Source organism: Streptomyces sp. JN8, assembly GCF_055808075.1.
On record NZ_CM147852.1, the window covers coordinates 1,571,081 to 1,585,484 of the forward strand.

Consider the following 14,404-nt stretch of genomic DNA (forward strand, 5'->3'; position numbering starts at 1 on the left):
GTTGCTCCTTGGGACTTTCTCTGGGTATCGAGGGGGTTGGTCGTGCTGCCCGGTACGGGCCTTGCGGCCGTCCGGGTGGTCTAGGGGACGGTGACGAAGACGCTGTGCCAGCCGCTCGCTCCGTCGGGGATGGTCCGGGTGCGCTGTTCGGTCTGGGCCTGACCGGTGCCGTCGGTGGCGCGGACGGTGAGGTTGTGTCCGCCGGGGGTGGCGTTCCAGCGGTAGGACCACTGGCGCCAGGTGTCGACGCCGGCCTGTGCGGCGAGGTCGGCGTCCTGCCAGGGCCCGTCGTCGACACGGATCTGGACGCGGGTGATGCCGCGGTGCTGGGCCCAGGCGACGCCGGCGACGGTGACGGTGCCGGCGGCGGGGCGGGCGAAGGGCTTGGGGGTGTCGATGCGCGCCTGGGTCTTGATCGGCGCCTTGCGGGCCCACTTCCGCTTGACCCAGTACGGGTCGTAGGCGTCGAAGGTGGTGAGTTCGATGTCCTCGATCCACTTGCAGGCCGAGACGTAGCCGTACAGGCCGGGGACGAGCATGCGGACGGGGAAGCCGTGGTCGAAGGGGAGCGGATCGCCGTTCATACCGACCGCGAGCATCGCGTCGCGGCCGTCCATCACGTCCTCCACCGGGGAGCCGAGGGTCATGCCGTCCACGGAGCGCGCCACCAGCTGATCGGCTTTCCCTCCCCGCGACGGAGGGATCACGCCGGCCTCCTTCAGAAGGTCGGCGAGTGGGACGCCGAGCCAGCGGGCGTTGCCGATGTAGGGGCCGCCGACCTCGTTCGAGACGCAGGTCAGGGTGATGTCGCGTTCGATGAGGGGGCGCGCCAAGAGCTGGTCGAGGGTGTAGGTGAGGGGACGGGTGACCCCCTTGCCGTGGATGCGCAGCCGCCAGGTTCCGGCGTCGACCTTGGGAACGGTCAGGGCGGTGTCGACGCGGTAGAAGTCGGCGTTGGGGGTGGTGAAGGCGGTGATTCCGGGCACCTTCAGCTGAACACCGGCCGGGACCGCGGGGGCCGGGGAAGCCGGCTTGGGAAGCACCAAGTTCTCCCGGGAGGCGACGGCGCCCTGGCCTTGCCGGCCGGTGAAGTACCGGCCCAGCGCACCTGCCGAGGTAGCGGCGACGGCGGTCACACCGGCAGCGGCGAGGAACCCGCGCCTGCTCCACCCCCCAGTGCCTGGCTGCCCGTCCGGGGCGTGAACGGGAGCGGCTTTGGTCGCCAGCACGTACAGAGCCACAGCTCCCGCCAGCGCTCCGGCGATCGAGGGCAGTACGTCACCGGAGCCGTTGGAGTCGGGACGGCTGAGAGCCGCGGCAGCGCCGACGATCCCGAACAGCAACACCCCCGCCGCACCGGCGCGTCGGTGCGACAGGGCGAGGATGCCGAGGCCGATGGCGATGAGGGCGAGGATCGCGAGGATCCCCAGTTGGAGAACGATCTTGTCGTTCTCCCCGAACGTGCGGATCGCGAAGTCCTTCACCGCGGCAGGCGTCCGGTCGATCACCGCTCCGCCCACCACCGTCACCGGCCCCGCCGCGGGCCGCACCAGTCCGGCCACCAGCTCGGCCACGGCCAGAGCCGTGAACGCGGCCAGGAGTCCGGCCAGTGCGCCGAGTGCGGCGCGGACGAGTTTGCTGCGGAGGCTGCTCACGTTGCTGCATTCGGCATCCTCCGCCCGGCGGATTGGTCCAACCCTCGAAAGAGTGAAATCCCTTGCCGGTGTTGCCTTACAGCGTGGGTGTGGAGGCGGCGACGCGGCCAGGGGTACGGGTGCGCGGAGCGGAGGCTGTGGCGGGCGGGCGGCGGTCGCCCGGGAGGCGGGTGGGCCACCAGGTGCGGGGGCCGAGGTCGAGGATGAGGGCGGGGACGAGGAAGAGGCGCACGAGGAGGGTGTCGATGAGGACGCCGAGGGCCACGATGCAGCCGATCTGGGCGAGGTAGAGCAGAGGCATCACGGTCAGTGCGGCGAAGGTGGCGGCCAGGATGAGGCCGGCGGCGCTGATGACGCCGCCGGTGGTCACCAGCCCCCGGCGGACCCCCACCGCGGTGCCGTGCCGAATCGCTTCGGCGCGGATCCGGTGGACGAGGAAGATGTTGTAGTCGACCCCCAGCGCGACGAGGAAGACGAAGGAGAACAGCACCACGGCGGGCTCCGTGACGCTGCTGCCGAACACCAGTTGGAAGAGGAGCGCGGAGGCCCCGAACGCGGTGAACAGGCTGACCCAGGCGGCGGCGACCAGCAGCAGTGGCAGCAGCAGGCAGCGCAGCAGGACGATCAGGACGGCCAGCACCACGGCCAGTGCCAGAGGCATGATCAGCCGATGGCCACGCACCGATGCCTGGTGCAGATCGGCGAGCTGGGCGCTCTGTCCGCCGACCAGTGCCCCGGTCCCGGCCAGCGAGCCGCGCAGCCGGGCCACCGTGTGCCGGGCGGGGGCGCTGTCCGGGCTGTCCGACAGCGTCGCCAGGATCTGCGCCCTGCCACCGGTCTCGGCCGGCGTGGTGGCTGTTGCCGCTACGCCCGGTGTTGAGGCGATCCGGTCGCGGACCTCGGCCGACCGGGCGGCAGGGGCGAGGACGATCAGGGGGCTGGCGGTGCCGGCGGGGAAGTGGCGTACGAGGACGGTGTGCCCGGCAACCGAGGGGGCCTGGGCCGGTAGGGCCTGGTGGAGGGGGACGCCAGTCGGGGCGAGTAGCGGCGCCATAGCCGCTCCGGCGGCGAGGAGGGCGAGGCAGCCGGCCCAGGCCCGGCGCGGCCTGTGCTCGAGCGCACGGGCCGGCCGGGCCCACCAGTCTCCCGGTGTGCCCGCTCGTGGCCGCAGCACGCGCCGCCCGCACAGTGCCAGTACGGCCGGCAGGAAGGTAAGCGACACGGCGGTGCAGCACGCCATGGCGATTGCCACCGCCGGGCCCAGGGCCCGCTCGGAGGGCAGGTCGCTGAGGACGAGCGTCATCATGGCGCAGGCGATGGTCGCGGCGCTGGCGAGTACGGGCGGTGCGGTGGCGCGGCACGCTGCGGTCATCGCCCGGCGGGTGTCCGGCTGTTCGGTGAGTTCTTCGCGGGCGCGGGCGGCCAGGAGGAGGGCGTAGTCGGTGCTGGCACCGACGACCAGGACGAACACGATGCCCTGGGTCTGGCCGTCGATGGACAGCCAGTCCGTCCGGGCCAGTGCGTACAAGACGGCGCAGGCCACCGCGAGGGCCAGGAGAGAACTCACGATCACCAGCAGGGGCATGATCACGCTGCGGTAGACCAGCAGCAGGATCAGCAGGACTCCGCCGAGGGCGACGGCCAGGAGGGTGCCGTCGGTATGCGAGAAGGCTGCGTCGAGGTCTGTTTGAGCGGCCGCGGGTCCTGCCAGGTGCACGCTCGTGCCGCCGACCGAGGCCGCCGCCTTCGCGACGGCGGCCAGGCGGGCGGACCCGCCGTCGGGTTCGGCGGCGATCACCGCGGTCATGGCGCGGCCGTCTTGGGAGAGCACCGGAGCTCCGGCGGTTCCGGTCAGGCGGATGACGATCTGACGCGCCGCCTGCTGCTGGCGCGCCGTGATCTGTTCGCCCTCCGGGCGGGAAGTCCAGATCACGGCCAGTGGCAGCGCGGCCTGCGCCCCCGCGGGGTTCAGCAGGCGCTCCACCTGGGCCGACTCCGTAGTCTCCCGCAGTGTGACGTCCCCGCCGGTCTGCGCGACCTCGCCGAGACGGACGGTGTAGGGGCCGGCTGCGACCGCCAGGATCAGCCACAGCAGCAACACGATGTACGGCCTTGCACGGTTGAGCCTCAGCACGAAGTCATCCCTCTGTACTGCTGCCGGGGGCGTGCTGCGGGCGCCGGCGGCAGCGGAGCACGGCACCTGATTGCTGTCCTCATCCGCTTCGGCACGGCAGCGGGGCAGGGATGGCAGGGAGCGCTGGAGATCACCTGGACGGCGGCTCGGGACTTTTCCCGGATTCCGGCAATCCATCGCGGCAGTCGTCACGAATCGTTACTGAAAGCAGCACTGAATGGCCGGCCTCAGCGTCAGCCACTGGGTTCCCGGACCCTTGGACTGTGACGATGGGCAACCAGGCGCGGAGTCCACGGCACCATCACAACCCCACGACGTTCCCCTTCACCCGTTTTCGGTGACGAAGACCGCTCACTGCGAGGAATCATCATGGACACCGCCACCGTTCCCTGCGGATGTCCGGTCACGCTGCATCTGCCGCTCCTCTCGGACGAACGCGCGGCCCGCCAGGCCCGCCAAGCCGTGGCACGACTTCTGGAACAGGAGGCGGACGCCTGCCCTCGCGAGGTCGCCGATGATCTCGTACTGATCGTCTCGGAGTTGGTCGGCAACGCGGTGCTCCACGCCGCCGGACCCTACGCGCTCACCTTGAGCCTGGAACGAGGCCAGGCGGGCATCGCCGTCAGCGACGGGACGGCGGACCTAGCCGGGAACCATCGAGAAGGGCGGCGCAAGGAGACGGGAGGCAGGGGGCTGAGGATCGTTCGTGCGCTGGGGGCGGACCTCTTCGTCAGCCGCTCCGACCGGGGCAAGCAGGTCATCGCGGTCCTGACCTGGTAGCCCAGTCGCAAAGGCCGTGGTACCGCGGGCGGCTGTGCCGACAGCCGCCCGCGGCCGACCCGCTCGGAGCACACTGCCTTCCGGGCGGATCACCGGTCCGCGCCACCCCGTCTTGAAGGCGGCGGACCGGAGCTCTTCTCGCTGTGCTCGATCAGGCGTTGACGCAGGTGTTGCCGAAGGACGGGTTCAGCAGCCCGATCACGCTGACGGTGTTACCGCACGCGTTGACCGGGATGTGAACGGGAACCTGAACGAGGTTGCCCGAGCCCACTCCCGGCGAGTGGGCGGCCACGCCCTGAGCACCGGCATCGGCCGACGCCATCGACGCGCCACCGACGACCACCGCACCGGCCGCCAGGGCCACCGCCAGACCATTCCGCACACGAACCATGTGAACTACCTCCCATGAAGGTGCCTCGGCCGAGCAACCCGCGCGGCCGGTGAGGAGAGCGAGAGAACGTCGCTCCGCTCACCTCACGCACCGTCTTCGCCGCCGTCCGCCCTCCGGCTTGGCCCCTGCGCCCGCCTTCCCTCGAACGAGTTACTCGACGATGGCGCGGGTGACGAAGCACCACCCATCCACCCGCCGGTCCGCTACGAAGAATCAACGAAGCACCCACAGGTTTCGCGACCGGGCCGCCGCCGGGCGGCCCGGCACGATCGAGCGACGACACAAGGACCGGCATGCGATGGACGCCCCGCCCCCCGACGGCCGGCCCAGGCCGCCCCTGCGCCTTCTCACCACGACCGGAGCGGTGCAGGTGAACCAGCCGCTTCCCTTCGGCACCGGCCGCAACGGCCGCGCCGCCCCCAGCGACCTCACCGAGACCATGGGCAAAGTGGCCCATGGTGACAAGCAGGCGTTCTCCGCCCTCTACGACGCCCTCGCACCCTTGGTGTTCGGCATCGTCCTCAAAGTGGTGCGCGACCGGGCGCAGTCCGAGGAGGTCGCCCAGGAGGTCATGATCGACCTGTGGCGGCAGGCCGCCCGCTACCGGCCCGACGCCGGCAGCGTGCAGACGTGGGCGGCGACCATCGCCCACCGCCGGGCCGTGGACCGGGTCCGCTCCGCCCAGGCCGCCACCGACCGCGAGCACGCCCAGGCCGCCCGCGAACACACCACCGCCTTCGACGAGGTCGCCGAACAGGTCGAGACCCGCCTGGAGTCCGAGCAGGTACGCCGCTGCCTGCGCGGCCTGACCGAACTCCAGCACCAGGCCGTGACCCTGGCCTACTACCAGGGCCTGACCTACCGTGAAGTCGCCGAATCCCTGCGCACGCCTCTTCCCACCATCAAGACACGCATGCGCGACGGGCTCATCCGGCTCCGCGACTGCATGGGGGTGACCACATGAACCACCACACCACCGACGCCCACACCCTCGCCGCCGCCTACGCCCTGGGCGCACTCGACGACGCCGAACGCAAGGACTTCGACGCCCACCTCCAGACCTGCGAGGCATGCCGGCAGGAAGCAGCCGAGTTCCAGGCGACCACGGCGCGCCTGGCCGCCGCTGTCGCCCAGCCGCCGCCTCCCGCAGCCAAAGCACAGGTCATGGCCACCATCGACGGCGTACGTCAGCTGCCCCCACGCGTCCCCGCCGCCAGCGCGGCGCCCGTCCTCGGCGGCATCCTGCGCCGCCGTGCCGTATCCCTGGCGCTGGCCGCCACTGTGGCCGCCGTCGCACTGGGCGGCGTCGCGGTGTGGCAGACACAGAACGGACAGGAGCTGGAGCAGCAGGCCCGCCAGGCCCAGCAGCAGCTCGACGCGGTCAGCGCCGTCCTGGCGGCCCCGGACGCCCAAACCGTGCACGGCAAGGCCGCCAACGGGGCCCTGACCACCGTCGTCTCCTCCGAGCAGCGGAACCAGGCCGTCTTCACCGCCGCCAACCTGCCGGCGCCCGGCGCCGGGAAGACCTACCAGCTGTGGCTCGACCACGACGGCACGATGCTCCCGGCCGGTCTGATCGACCACGACGGCACCGTCATCCTCGCCGGGAACCCGGCCGACGCGGGCGCCGTCGGCCTCACCCTCGAACCCGACGGAGGATCCCCCCAGCCCACCACCGACCCGCTGCTGCTGATGGCCCTGCCCGCCTGACCGGGCGCTCCGCAACGATCAGCGATCGAGGTACTTCATGGCCAGCACCCCGGAGATCGGGGACATCGTCGGCGACTTCTGCCTGCCCGGCGGACATCTGGACGGCGAAACCTTCCACCGCCGCGACTACACCCTGTGCGAGCAGCGCGGCAAGCCGCTCGTTCTCGTCTTCTACCCCGGCGACGACACACCGGTATGCACCGCACAGCTCTGCTCCTACTCCGACGGCCTCGACCAACTCCAGTCCGCCGGTGCCACCGTGTGGGGCATCAGCCCGCAAGGGCTCGACAGTCATGAGAAGTTCGCCCGCAACCGCAGGCTGACCATGCCCCTGCTGTCCGACGAGGAGCGTGTGGTGGCGAAGTCCTTCGGGATCAGCGCACCCCTGATCGGCCTGCGCCGGTCGGTGTTCATCGTCAACGGCCACGGCCGCCTGCACTGGAAGCACGTCACCGCCATAGGCGCCAGCTACCCGCCCGCCGTCACGCTGAGCACGCATCTCGCCGGACTCACCGGCTGAACCGGCACACCTCTTCGACCGGACCCTCCACCTCGCGGTCACACATCACGCCAATCCGATCGCCCGACTGCCGCGAAGTACGGGTGAGACGCAGCAGCCGGGCAGCGTGTCGAGTGGCGGGAGCAATGGTGGTCGAACAGCGCAAGGCGGCGGTCGTAGGCGCCGGCGTGGCGGGCCTGACGGCCGCCTACGTCCTGGCGTCCTCGTACGAGGTCACCCTGTACGAGGCGGACGGACGGCTCGGCGGCCACGCCCACACCCGTGAGCTGCCCGGCCCCGGCGGTCAGGCACTTGCTGTGGACTCGGGGTTCATCGTCCACAACGAGCGCACCTACCCCACCCTGCTGAGGTTGTTCCGGGAGCTGGAGATCGGCACGCAGGACGCCGAGATGAGCATGTCGGTGCGGTGTGACGGGTGCGGGCTGGAGTACGCGGGTGCCCGGGGCGCGGCAGGTCTGTTCGCCTCCCGTGCGGCCCTGCGGGCCCGGTACCTTCGGCTCCTGGCAGAGGTGCCGGTCTTCCACCGGGGTGCCCGGCGGCTGCTGGCGCGCGGGACTCATGCGGGTGTCACCTTCGGGGACTTTCTGCGCGAGGGTGGGTTCTCCCCCTACTTCGTCAGTCACTTCGCCCTGCCGCTCGTCGCCGCGGTGTGGTCCTGCCCGGCCCGCACCGCGCTGTCGTACCCGGCCGCCTACCTGTTCGCCTTCCTGCGCCATCACGGTCTGCTGTCGATCACCGGTTCCCCGCAGTGGAAGACCGTCACCGGTGGCTCGTCCGCCTACGTCACCGCCGCCGCCAAACGCGTCCACCGCATCCGCACCTCCAGCCCGGTCGACGCCGTCCGGCGCACGGGCCGGGGCGCCCTCGTCACCACCGGCGACGGCGCCACCGACGCGTACGACGCCGTGGTCATCGCCACGCACCCCGACCAGGCGCTGCGCATGCTCGCGGACCCCACCCCTGACGAGAAGCGGCTCCTGGGCGCCTTCACGTACTCGCACAACCCCACCGTGCTGCACACCGACACCTCCCTCCTGCCCCGCTCTCCGAAGGCGCGCGCCAGCTGGAACTACCGCATGACCGGCTGCGAGCCCTCCACCGCCCCCGTACACGTCAGCTACGACATGGAGCGCCTCCAGCGTCTGCCCGCGGGCTCCGGCTACGTCGTCACGCTGGGCGGTGACACCGGCATCGCCCCGGACCGGGTAGTGGAGCGGATGCTCTACGAGCACCCCGTCTGCACGCCCACGTCGGTCGCGGCACAGCAGGAACTGCCCCGCCTCAACACCGGTGTGACCGCGTACGCCGGGGCCTGGCACGGCTGGGGGTTCCACGAGGACGGCTGCCGCTCCGGCGTGGAAGCAGCCCGCTCCTTGGGGGTGAGCTGGTGACGAGGACCGGGACGACCGCCGCGTTCCCATCGGTCGAGGCGCCGGCGCTGTACGACTGCGTGATCACGCACGTCCGCCGCACGCCGCTGCACCACACGCTGCGCCACGACACCTACCTGTGGTGCGTGGACCTCGACCACCTGCCGGTGCTGCCCCGGCCACTGCGTCCGCTCGCCCGGTTCGACGCCCGCGACCACTTCGAAGGCACCGCCGGCTCCCTCCGCGCCGGGCTCGACGCCTTCCTCGCCGCACACAACATCGACCTGGGCGGCGGGCGGGTGGTGATGCTGGCGCACGCCCGCGTCTTCGGGTACGTCTTCAACCCGCTGAGCGTGTACTGGTGCCACGATCCCGCCGGCGCCCTCGTGTGCGTCGTCGCGGAGGTCCACAACACCTACGGGCAGCGCCACTGCTACCTGCTGCATACGGACGAGGCGGACGAGGCCGTGGCGGACAAAACCTTCTACGTCTCGCCGTTCTTCGCCGTCGAGGGCCGCTACCGGATGCGGCTGCCGCTGCCCGGCGAACGGCTCGGTCTGACCGTCCACCTGGAGCACGGCGGCGGCCGGGCGTTCACCGCGGCGGTCCGCGGCCGCCGCAGGCCCGCCACCGTGCCCGCCCTGCTGTCCGCCGCCGCCCGCAGGCCCTTCGCCACCGCCGCCGTCTGGGCCGGAATCCGCCGCCACGGCGTCCACCTGCTGCTGCGCGGCCTGCCCGTGCACCCCCGCCCCCGTCCCACGCCGCAGAAAGGCATGCTGCCGTGACCCGCCCCGCCCTCACCCCGCAGGCCCGCCCCCAGCCCGCGGGCCGCACCCTCGGGATCCCCCACCAGACGGTCCCGAGCAGCGGGCCCGCGGCCGTGCCGACCGCCCGCCGCGCGGACGTCGACGCCGGCCGGTGGCCCGACGTGGCGCGGCTGCCGTCGGCCGGGTCCGTCCGCACCGCCGTCGCCAGGCACTTCGTCGGCCGGGCCCTGGACCGGCTGGCCCTGACCGTGCCCGCCGCGCGGGCCCGCGCGGCGGCCCCCGGCCCGCGGCTGACGCTCCACGACCCTGAGGCCTTCCACCGCCGGATCGGCCGCCACGGGCTGATCGGCTTCGGCGAGTCCTACCTGGCCGGCGAATGGGACAGCGACGACCTGGCCGGCGTCCTGACCGTCCTCGCCTCCCACGCCGACGAGCTGGTGCCCGCTCCGCTGCGCCGGCTCCGCGGCCTGTGGGTGTCGGCCCGCCCCGTCGCCGACCGCAACACCCGCGACGGGGCCCGCGGCAACATCCAGCGCCACTACGACCTGTCCAACGACCTGTTCGCCACCTTCCTCGACCCCACCCTCACCTACTCCTCCGCCGTCTTCACCGGGTTCCCCGCCCGTTTCGAGTCACTCGCCGCCGCCCAGCACCGCAAGATCGACCGGCTCCTGGACCTCGCCGCCGTCGGCGAGGGCACCCGGCTGCTCGAGATCGGCACCGGCTGGGGCGAGCTCGCCCTGCGGGCCGCCGCCCGCGGCGCCCGCGTCACCACCCTGACCCTCTCCGCCGAGCAGGCCGCCCTGGCCCGCGAGCGGATCGCCGCGGCCGGCCTCGCCGACCGGGTGGACGTCCAGCTGCGCGACTACCGCGACATCGAAGGCCGGTACGACGCCGTCGTCAGCGTCGAGATGATCGAGGCGGTCGGCGCCGAGTACTGGCCCGCCTACTTCACGGCCCTGCGCCGCGCGCTCGCCCCCGGCGGCAGGATCGCCCTGCAGGCCATCACCATGGGCCACCGGCAGATGCTGCACACCGCCGCCACCCACACCTTCATCAGCAAGTACGTCTTCCCGGGCGGTCTGATCCCCTCCCGCGAGGCCATCGCCGCGCACTCGGCCGCCGCCGGTCTGCGCACGGTCGCCGACGACGGCTTCGGCGAGCACTACGCCGAGACCCTGCGCCTGTGGCGGGAACGGTTCACCACCCGCCGTGGCGCCGTCACCGGCCTCGGCTTCGACCCGGTCTTCCAGCGCATGTGGGAGTTCTACCTCGCCTACTCGGAAGCCGGATTCCGCTCCCGCTACCTCGACGTCCGCCAGCTCCTCCTCACCGAAGGAACCCCCCGATGAGCCCCGCCGCCGACCGACTCGCCCAACTCCTCGGCCACTTCCTCCCGGGGCCGCTCCCCGTGCGCGTCCGGGCCTGGGACGGCAGCCAGACGGGCCCCGCCGACGCGCCCCTGGTGGTCCTCCGCTCGCCCGACGCGCTGCGCCGCCTGGTGTGGCAGCCGGGCGAGCTCGGCCTGGCCGAGGCGTACGTCACCGGCGACCTGGACGTCGAGGGCGACCTCGCCGACGCCCTCTCCACGGCCGGCCGAAGCGTCCGCGACCGGCCCGCGGCACGCCCCGGACCGGCGGGGATGGCCGCGGCCACCGCCCTCGCCGTACGCCTCGGTGCCGTCGGACCGCCCCCGAAGCGCCCCGACGGGCGGGCCCGCCTGACCGGCGGCCTGCACAGCGTCGCGCGGGACCGCGCGGGAATCAGCCACCACTACGACCTCTCCAACGACTTCTACGCCCTCCTCCTCGACGAGACGATGGCGTACTCCTGCGCCTACTGGACCCGGCCCGACGACCCGGCCTACACCCTGGCCGACGCGCAGCGCGACAAGCTCGAACTGATCTGCCGCAAACTCGGCCTGGGCCCCGGGGACCGGCTGCTCGACGTCGGCTGCGGCTGGGGCTCCCTCACCGTCCACGCGGCGCGCGCGCACAAAGCCCGCGTCACCGCGGTCACCCTGTCCCGCGCCCAGCACGAGTTCGTCACCGCGCGGGCCGCACGCGAGGGGGTGGCCGATCTCGTGGACGTCCAGCTGCGGCACTGGCGGGACATCGACGGCGGCGGCTACGACGCGGCCGCGGCCGTCGAGATGGGCGAGCACGTCGGCGACGCCGAGTACCCCGCCTTCGCCGCCAAGCTCCACGACGTGCTGCGTCCCGGAGGCCGGCTCCTGGTCCAGCAGATGTCCCGGGGTTCCCACGCGCCCGGCGGAGGCGCCTTCATCGAGACGTACATCGCCCCCGACATGCACATGCGTCCCGTCGGCCGCACCGTGGACCTCCTGGAGACCGCCGGCCTGGAGGCCCGCTCCGTGGAAGCCCTCCGCGAGCACTACACGACCACCATCGACGCCTGGCGCGCCACCCTCGAAGAGCGCTGGAGCGACGTCGAGGACCTCGTCGGAACGACCACCGCCCGCGTCTGGCGCCTCTATCTGGCCGGAGCGTCGCTCGCCTTCGCCGAACGCCGCATGGGCGTCGACCAGATCCTCGCCGTACGCCCCACCCGCGAAGGGGCGTCGGCCATGCCGGCGACCCCCGCCGCCTGGTACGCCGAGTCGGTCCCGGCGTGACCGGCACCGACTGGGGCGCCCTCGGCGTCAACCTCGCCGCCGCCGCGGCGACGGCCGGGGCGGTGCTCCTCGCCACCTTCGCGATCGCCGTGCGCCGCGGACTGCACCGGATCGTCGACATCGCCTGGGGCCTCGCCTTCGCCGCGGTCGCCGCCGTCACCTGGCTGCTCTCCGCCGGCCACGGCGACGACGGCCGCCGCCTGCTCGTCGCCGCGGCGACCCTCCTGTGGGGGCTGCGGCTGGCCGCCCACATCGCCCACCGCTCCCGCGGACACGGTGAGGACCCCCGCTACACCGCCCTCCTCGACAAGGCGCCCGGAAACCGGACCCTGTACGCGCTGCGCATCGTCTACCTCGGCCAGGCGGCCCTCGTCTGGCTGATCTCCCTCCCCGTCCAGGCCGCCTCCTACAGCTCCGCGCCCCTGGGCGCCCTGGCGTACTGCGGGCTCGCGCTGTGGGCGACCGGTCTCGTCTTCGAGGCCGTCGGCGACCACCAGCTGGCCCGCTTCAAGGCGGACCCCGCCAACCGGGGCCGGATCATGGACCAGGGCCTGTGGGCCTGGACCCGGCACCCCAACTACTTCGGCGACAGCCTCGTCTGGTGGGGCCTGTACCTCCTCGCCTGCACCGCCTGGCAGTCGGCCCTCGCCGTCCTCGTCTCCCCGGTCCTGATGACCCTGCTGCTCACCATCGGCAGCGGCAAGCGCCTCCTGGAGAAGCACATGGCCCACCGCCCCGGTTACGCCGCGTACACCGCGCGCACCAGCGGGTTCCTTCCCCTGCCACCCCGCAAAGCCGTTCGCGGGGGAAGCCGGAGCGTATGACATGAGCGGATCCGCGCGGAGCAGCGCCTTCCCCGCTCTCCACCTGCCCGAGCCCAGGTTTCTGCCTGCGGCAAGTGCGGTACTGCTGCTGCACGGCGGACGTGCCGACTCCCTCGCACCCCCGTCTGCCCTCAACCTGCCCGACCTGCGGATGAGAGCTTTCGCCCGGGTACTCGGTCAGGACCCCCGCCACGCCGACGTCCTCATCGGTTACGTCCGCTACCGGAAGCGCGGCTGGAACGGCGAGCACGCCGACCCCGTCCACGACACGCGCCGGGCCCTGGCCGAACTCGCCGACCTGGTCGGCCCTCTGCCCGTGGTACTGCTCGGGCACTCGATGGGCGCCCGGGCCGCGCTGCGCGTCGCCGACGATCCGCACGTCCGTGGCGTCGTGGCACTCGCTCCCTGGTGCCCTCCCGGTGAGCCGGCCACCCACCTGGCGCACCGCACCGTGATCGCCCTCCATGATCCGGCCGACCGGATCACCTCGGCCACCGACACGTGGGCCTACCTCCATCGCGCCGAAGTGGCCGGGGCCCGCGTCCGAGGCATCCGCATGCCCGCCGGCCGCCACGCCATGATCAGCCGCTCGGGTCTCTGGCACAGTCTTGCCGCCCGCAGCACAGCCGAAGCCCTCGGTCTGGATTCCCCGCCCTGTACCTCCACCCCGGAGACAATGTGGGGGGCAGGACCGCTGGACGCCGCCATGTTCATCCCGTCCGCCGGTGAACGTCACCCGATCCGCCTGCGCCGCAGCCACTGAACGCTTCCCGGACGCCTGCCCCGGCGCCCTTTTGACCGAAGGAACCCCATGTCCCCTGCTCGCTCCGCGCTTCTGCTCGCCGGTCTGATGGCCTCGGCGGGCCTCGCTCACTTTGCCGCGCCCCGGCAGTTCGACGCCATCGTGCCGGGCTCTCTGCCGGGTGGCCCCCGGGCCTGGACCACGGCCAGCGGCGTGGTCGAGCTGGCTCTGGCAGCCGGTCTCGCGCTGCCGGCGACCCGAAGGGCGAGCGCCCACGCGACCGCCCTCTTCTTCGCCGGAGTGTTCCCGGCGAACGTCAAGATGGCCTACGACTGGCGCCACCGCTCGACGACCGCAAGAGCCGTCGCCTACGCGCGGCTTCCCCTCCAGGTTCCGCTGATTCTCTGGGCCCGCCACGCCGGTCTGCAGGACGTCAAGCGTGGCCTCGTCGGCGACGACGGGTGAGAAGGAGCAATGAGGTGGCGAGAAGTGCGAGCACTTGGGCGATGACGACGAGATTCTTCTCGGTGAACCAGGCCGGCTCGTACATGTTGGGCAGGGGGCCGAGTTCGCCGACGTCGACGTAGCGGTAAAGCAGGAGAGCAGCGAGTCCGCCGGCGGCGACGGTCCAGGCGAAGGCGTCGGCCAGAGGGCGGCGCCGGACGAGGAGCAGCAGTGCCGCGAGTGCGGCGATGGCTGCCTCGATTCTGAAGAGGGTGCCCTGGCTGAGGGTGGCGCTGACGGCGTCGTAGCGTTCGGCGAGACGCGCGTGAAGGTAGGCGTCGGCTGCGAGACCGGCCGCCGCCAGGAGACGGGCGGCGGCGTGCAGCCTCCGGTGGCCGCTGTCCGGCCGCGTCGGATCGTGATGCATGGGAT

The 14,404-nt window shown here is 72.4% G+C and carries 15 protein-coding genes; 11 read left to right on the top strand and 4 right to left on the bottom strand.

Features of this window, described 5'->3' with window-relative positions:
- Positions 1-80 precede the first annotated feature (80 nt).
- On the bottom strand, positions 81-1,655 hold the full coding sequence (locus ACY0MR_RS06805) for a molybdopterin-dependent oxidoreductase (RefSeq protein ID WP_473559767.1): 1,575 nt from the start codon (positions 1,653-1,655) through the stop codon (positions 81-83).
- Between the two features lie 76 nt (positions 1,656-1,731).
- On the bottom strand, positions 1,732-3,789 hold the full coding sequence (locus ACY0MR_RS06810) for an MMPL family transporter (RefSeq protein WP_473559769.1): 2,058 nt from the start codon (positions 3,787-3,789) through the stop codon (positions 1,732-1,734).
- A gap of 369 nt (positions 3,790-4,158) precedes the next feature.
- Here ACY0MR_RS06810 and ACY0MR_RS06815 point away from each other — a divergent pair, with 369 nt between their 5' ends.
- Positions 4,159-4,569, top strand: a complete 411-nt coding sequence (locus ACY0MR_RS06815; RefSeq protein WP_473559770.1) for an ATP-binding protein — start codon at positions 4,159-4,161, stop codon at positions 4,567-4,569.
- A 151-nt stretch (positions 4,570-4,720) separates the two neighbouring features.
- Here the strand turns inward: ACY0MR_RS06815 and ACY0MR_RS06820 are convergent, their stop codons facing one another.
- The gene (locus ACY0MR_RS06820; RefSeq protein ID WP_365340556.1) at positions 4,721-4,960 is read right to left on the bottom strand and encodes a chaplin; all 240 of its coding nucleotides are present in this window, start codon (positions 4,958-4,960) and stop codon (positions 4,721-4,723) included.
- A gap of 370 nt (positions 4,961-5,330) precedes the next feature.
- Between ACY0MR_RS06820 and sigK the strand changes: the two genes are divergently transcribed.
- From sigK to ACY0MR_RS06870, 10 genes are all read left to right on the top strand, one after another.
- The gene (gene sigK / locus ACY0MR_RS06825) at positions 5,331-5,924 is read left to right on the top strand and encodes an ECF RNA polymerase sigma factor SigK (RefSeq protein WP_473561722.1); all 594 of its coding nucleotides are present in this window, start codon (positions 5,331-5,333) and stop codon (positions 5,922-5,924) included.
- Entirely contained in the window at positions 5,921-6,670 is a 750-nt protein-coding gene (locus tag ACY0MR_RS06830) for an anti-sigma factor (RefSeq protein WP_473559772.1), read from the top strand. The genes sigK and ACY0MR_RS06830 overlap by 4 nt, the downstream gene beginning before the upstream one ends.
- A 37-nt stretch (positions 6,671-6,707) precedes the next feature.
- Positions 6,708-7,190 (top strand): peroxiredoxin, encoded by a 483-nt coding sequence (locus ACY0MR_RS06835; protein ID WP_473559774.1) that lies wholly within the window; start codon positions 6,708-6,710, stop codon positions 7,188-7,190.
- A gap of 125 nt (positions 7,191-7,315) precedes the next feature.
- Positions 7,316-8,581: an NAD(P)/FAD-dependent oxidoreductase gene (locus tag ACY0MR_RS06840; RefSeq protein ID WP_473559776.1), complete on the top strand. Its 1,266-nt coding sequence runs from the start codon at positions 7,316-7,318 to the stop codon at positions 8,579-8,581.
- A complete protein-coding gene (locus tag ACY0MR_RS06845; RefSeq protein ID WP_473559778.1) occupies positions 8,578-9,345 on the top strand; it encodes a DUF1365 domain-containing protein in 768 nt (255 codons plus the stop codon). The genes ACY0MR_RS06840 and ACY0MR_RS06845 overlap by 4 nt, the downstream gene beginning before the upstream one ends.
- Positions 9,342-10,679, top strand: a complete 1,338-nt coding sequence (locus ACY0MR_RS06850; RefSeq protein WP_473559780.1) for a class I SAM-dependent methyltransferase — start codon at positions 9,342-9,344, stop codon at positions 10,677-10,679. The genes ACY0MR_RS06845 and ACY0MR_RS06850 overlap by 4 nt, the downstream gene beginning before the upstream one ends.
- A complete protein-coding gene (locus tag ACY0MR_RS06855) occupies positions 10,676-11,962 on the top strand; it encodes a class I SAM-dependent methyltransferase (protein WP_473559782.1) in 1,287 nt (428 codons plus the stop codon). The genes ACY0MR_RS06850 and ACY0MR_RS06855 overlap by 4 nt, the downstream gene beginning before the upstream one ends.
- A complete protein-coding gene (locus tag ACY0MR_RS06860; protein ID WP_451862561.1) occupies positions 11,959-12,786 on the top strand; it encodes a DUF1295 domain-containing protein in 828 nt (275 codons plus the stop codon). Before ACY0MR_RS06855 ends, ACY0MR_RS06860 begins: the two co-directional genes overlap by 4 nt.
- A gap of 151 nt (positions 12,787-12,937) precedes the next feature.
- The gene (locus tag ACY0MR_RS06865; protein ID WP_383096932.1) at positions 12,938-13,549 is read left to right on the top strand and encodes an alpha/beta fold hydrolase; all 612 of its coding nucleotides are present in this window, start codon (positions 12,938-12,940) and stop codon (positions 13,547-13,549) included.
- Positions 13,550-13,597: 48 nt separating this feature from the next.
- A complete protein-coding gene (locus tag ACY0MR_RS06870; protein ID WP_051788422.1) occupies positions 13,598-13,993 on the top strand; it encodes a DoxX family protein in 396 nt (131 codons plus the stop codon).
- On the opposite strand, the gene ACY0MR_RS06875 is transcribed toward ACY0MR_RS06870, so the two are convergent.
- The gene (locus tag ACY0MR_RS06875) at positions 13,962-14,399 is read right to left on the bottom strand and encodes a hypothetical protein (protein ID WP_030497923.1); all 438 of its coding nucleotides are present in this window, start codon (positions 14,397-14,399) and stop codon (positions 13,962-13,964) included. The two genes, ACY0MR_RS06870 and ACY0MR_RS06875, sit on opposite strands and share 32 nt — an antisense overlap.
- Positions 14,400-14,404: the final 5 nt, after the last annotated feature.

What these genes read in the sequence shown, in the direction of transcription:
- ACY0MR_RS06835 (WP_473559774.1), top strand. Translation starts at nt 6,708, where the DNA reads ATGGCCAGCACCCCGGAGATCGGGGACATCGTCGGCGACTTCTGCCTG.
- ACY0MR_RS06815 (WP_473559770.1), top strand. Translation starts at nt 4,159, where the DNA reads ATGGACACCGCCACCGTTCCCTGCGGATGTCCGGTCACGCTGCATCTG.
- ACY0MR_RS06855 (WP_473559782.1), top strand. Translation starts at nt 10,676, where the DNA reads ATGAGCCCCGCCGCCGACCGACTCGCCCAACTCCTCGGCCACTTCCTC.
- ACY0MR_RS06840 (WP_473559776.1), top strand. Translation starts at nt 7,316, where the DNA reads ATGGTGGTCGAACAGCGCAAGGCGGCGGTCGTAGGCGCCGGCGTGGCG.
- ACY0MR_RS06870 (WP_051788422.1), top strand. Translation starts at nt 13,598, where the DNA reads ATGTCCCCTGCTCGCTCCGCGCTTCTGCTCGCCGGTCTGATGGCCTCG.
- ACY0MR_RS06865 (WP_383096932.1), top strand. Translation starts at nt 12,938, where the DNA reads ATGAGAGCTTTCGCCCGGGTACTCGGTCAGGACCCCCGCCACGCCGAC.
- ACY0MR_RS06875 (WP_030497923.1), bottom strand. Translation starts at nt 14,399, where the DNA reads ATGCATCACGATCCGACGCGGCCGGACAGCGGCCACCGGAGGCTGCAC.
- ACY0MR_RS06830 (WP_473559772.1), top strand. Translation starts at nt 5,921, where the DNA reads ATGAACCACCACACCACCGACGCCCACACCCTCGCCGCCGCCTACGCC.
- ACY0MR_RS06820 (WP_365340556.1), bottom strand. Translation starts at nt 4,960, where the DNA reads ATGGTTCGTGTGCGGAATGGTCTGGCGGTGGCCCTGGCGGCCGGTGCG.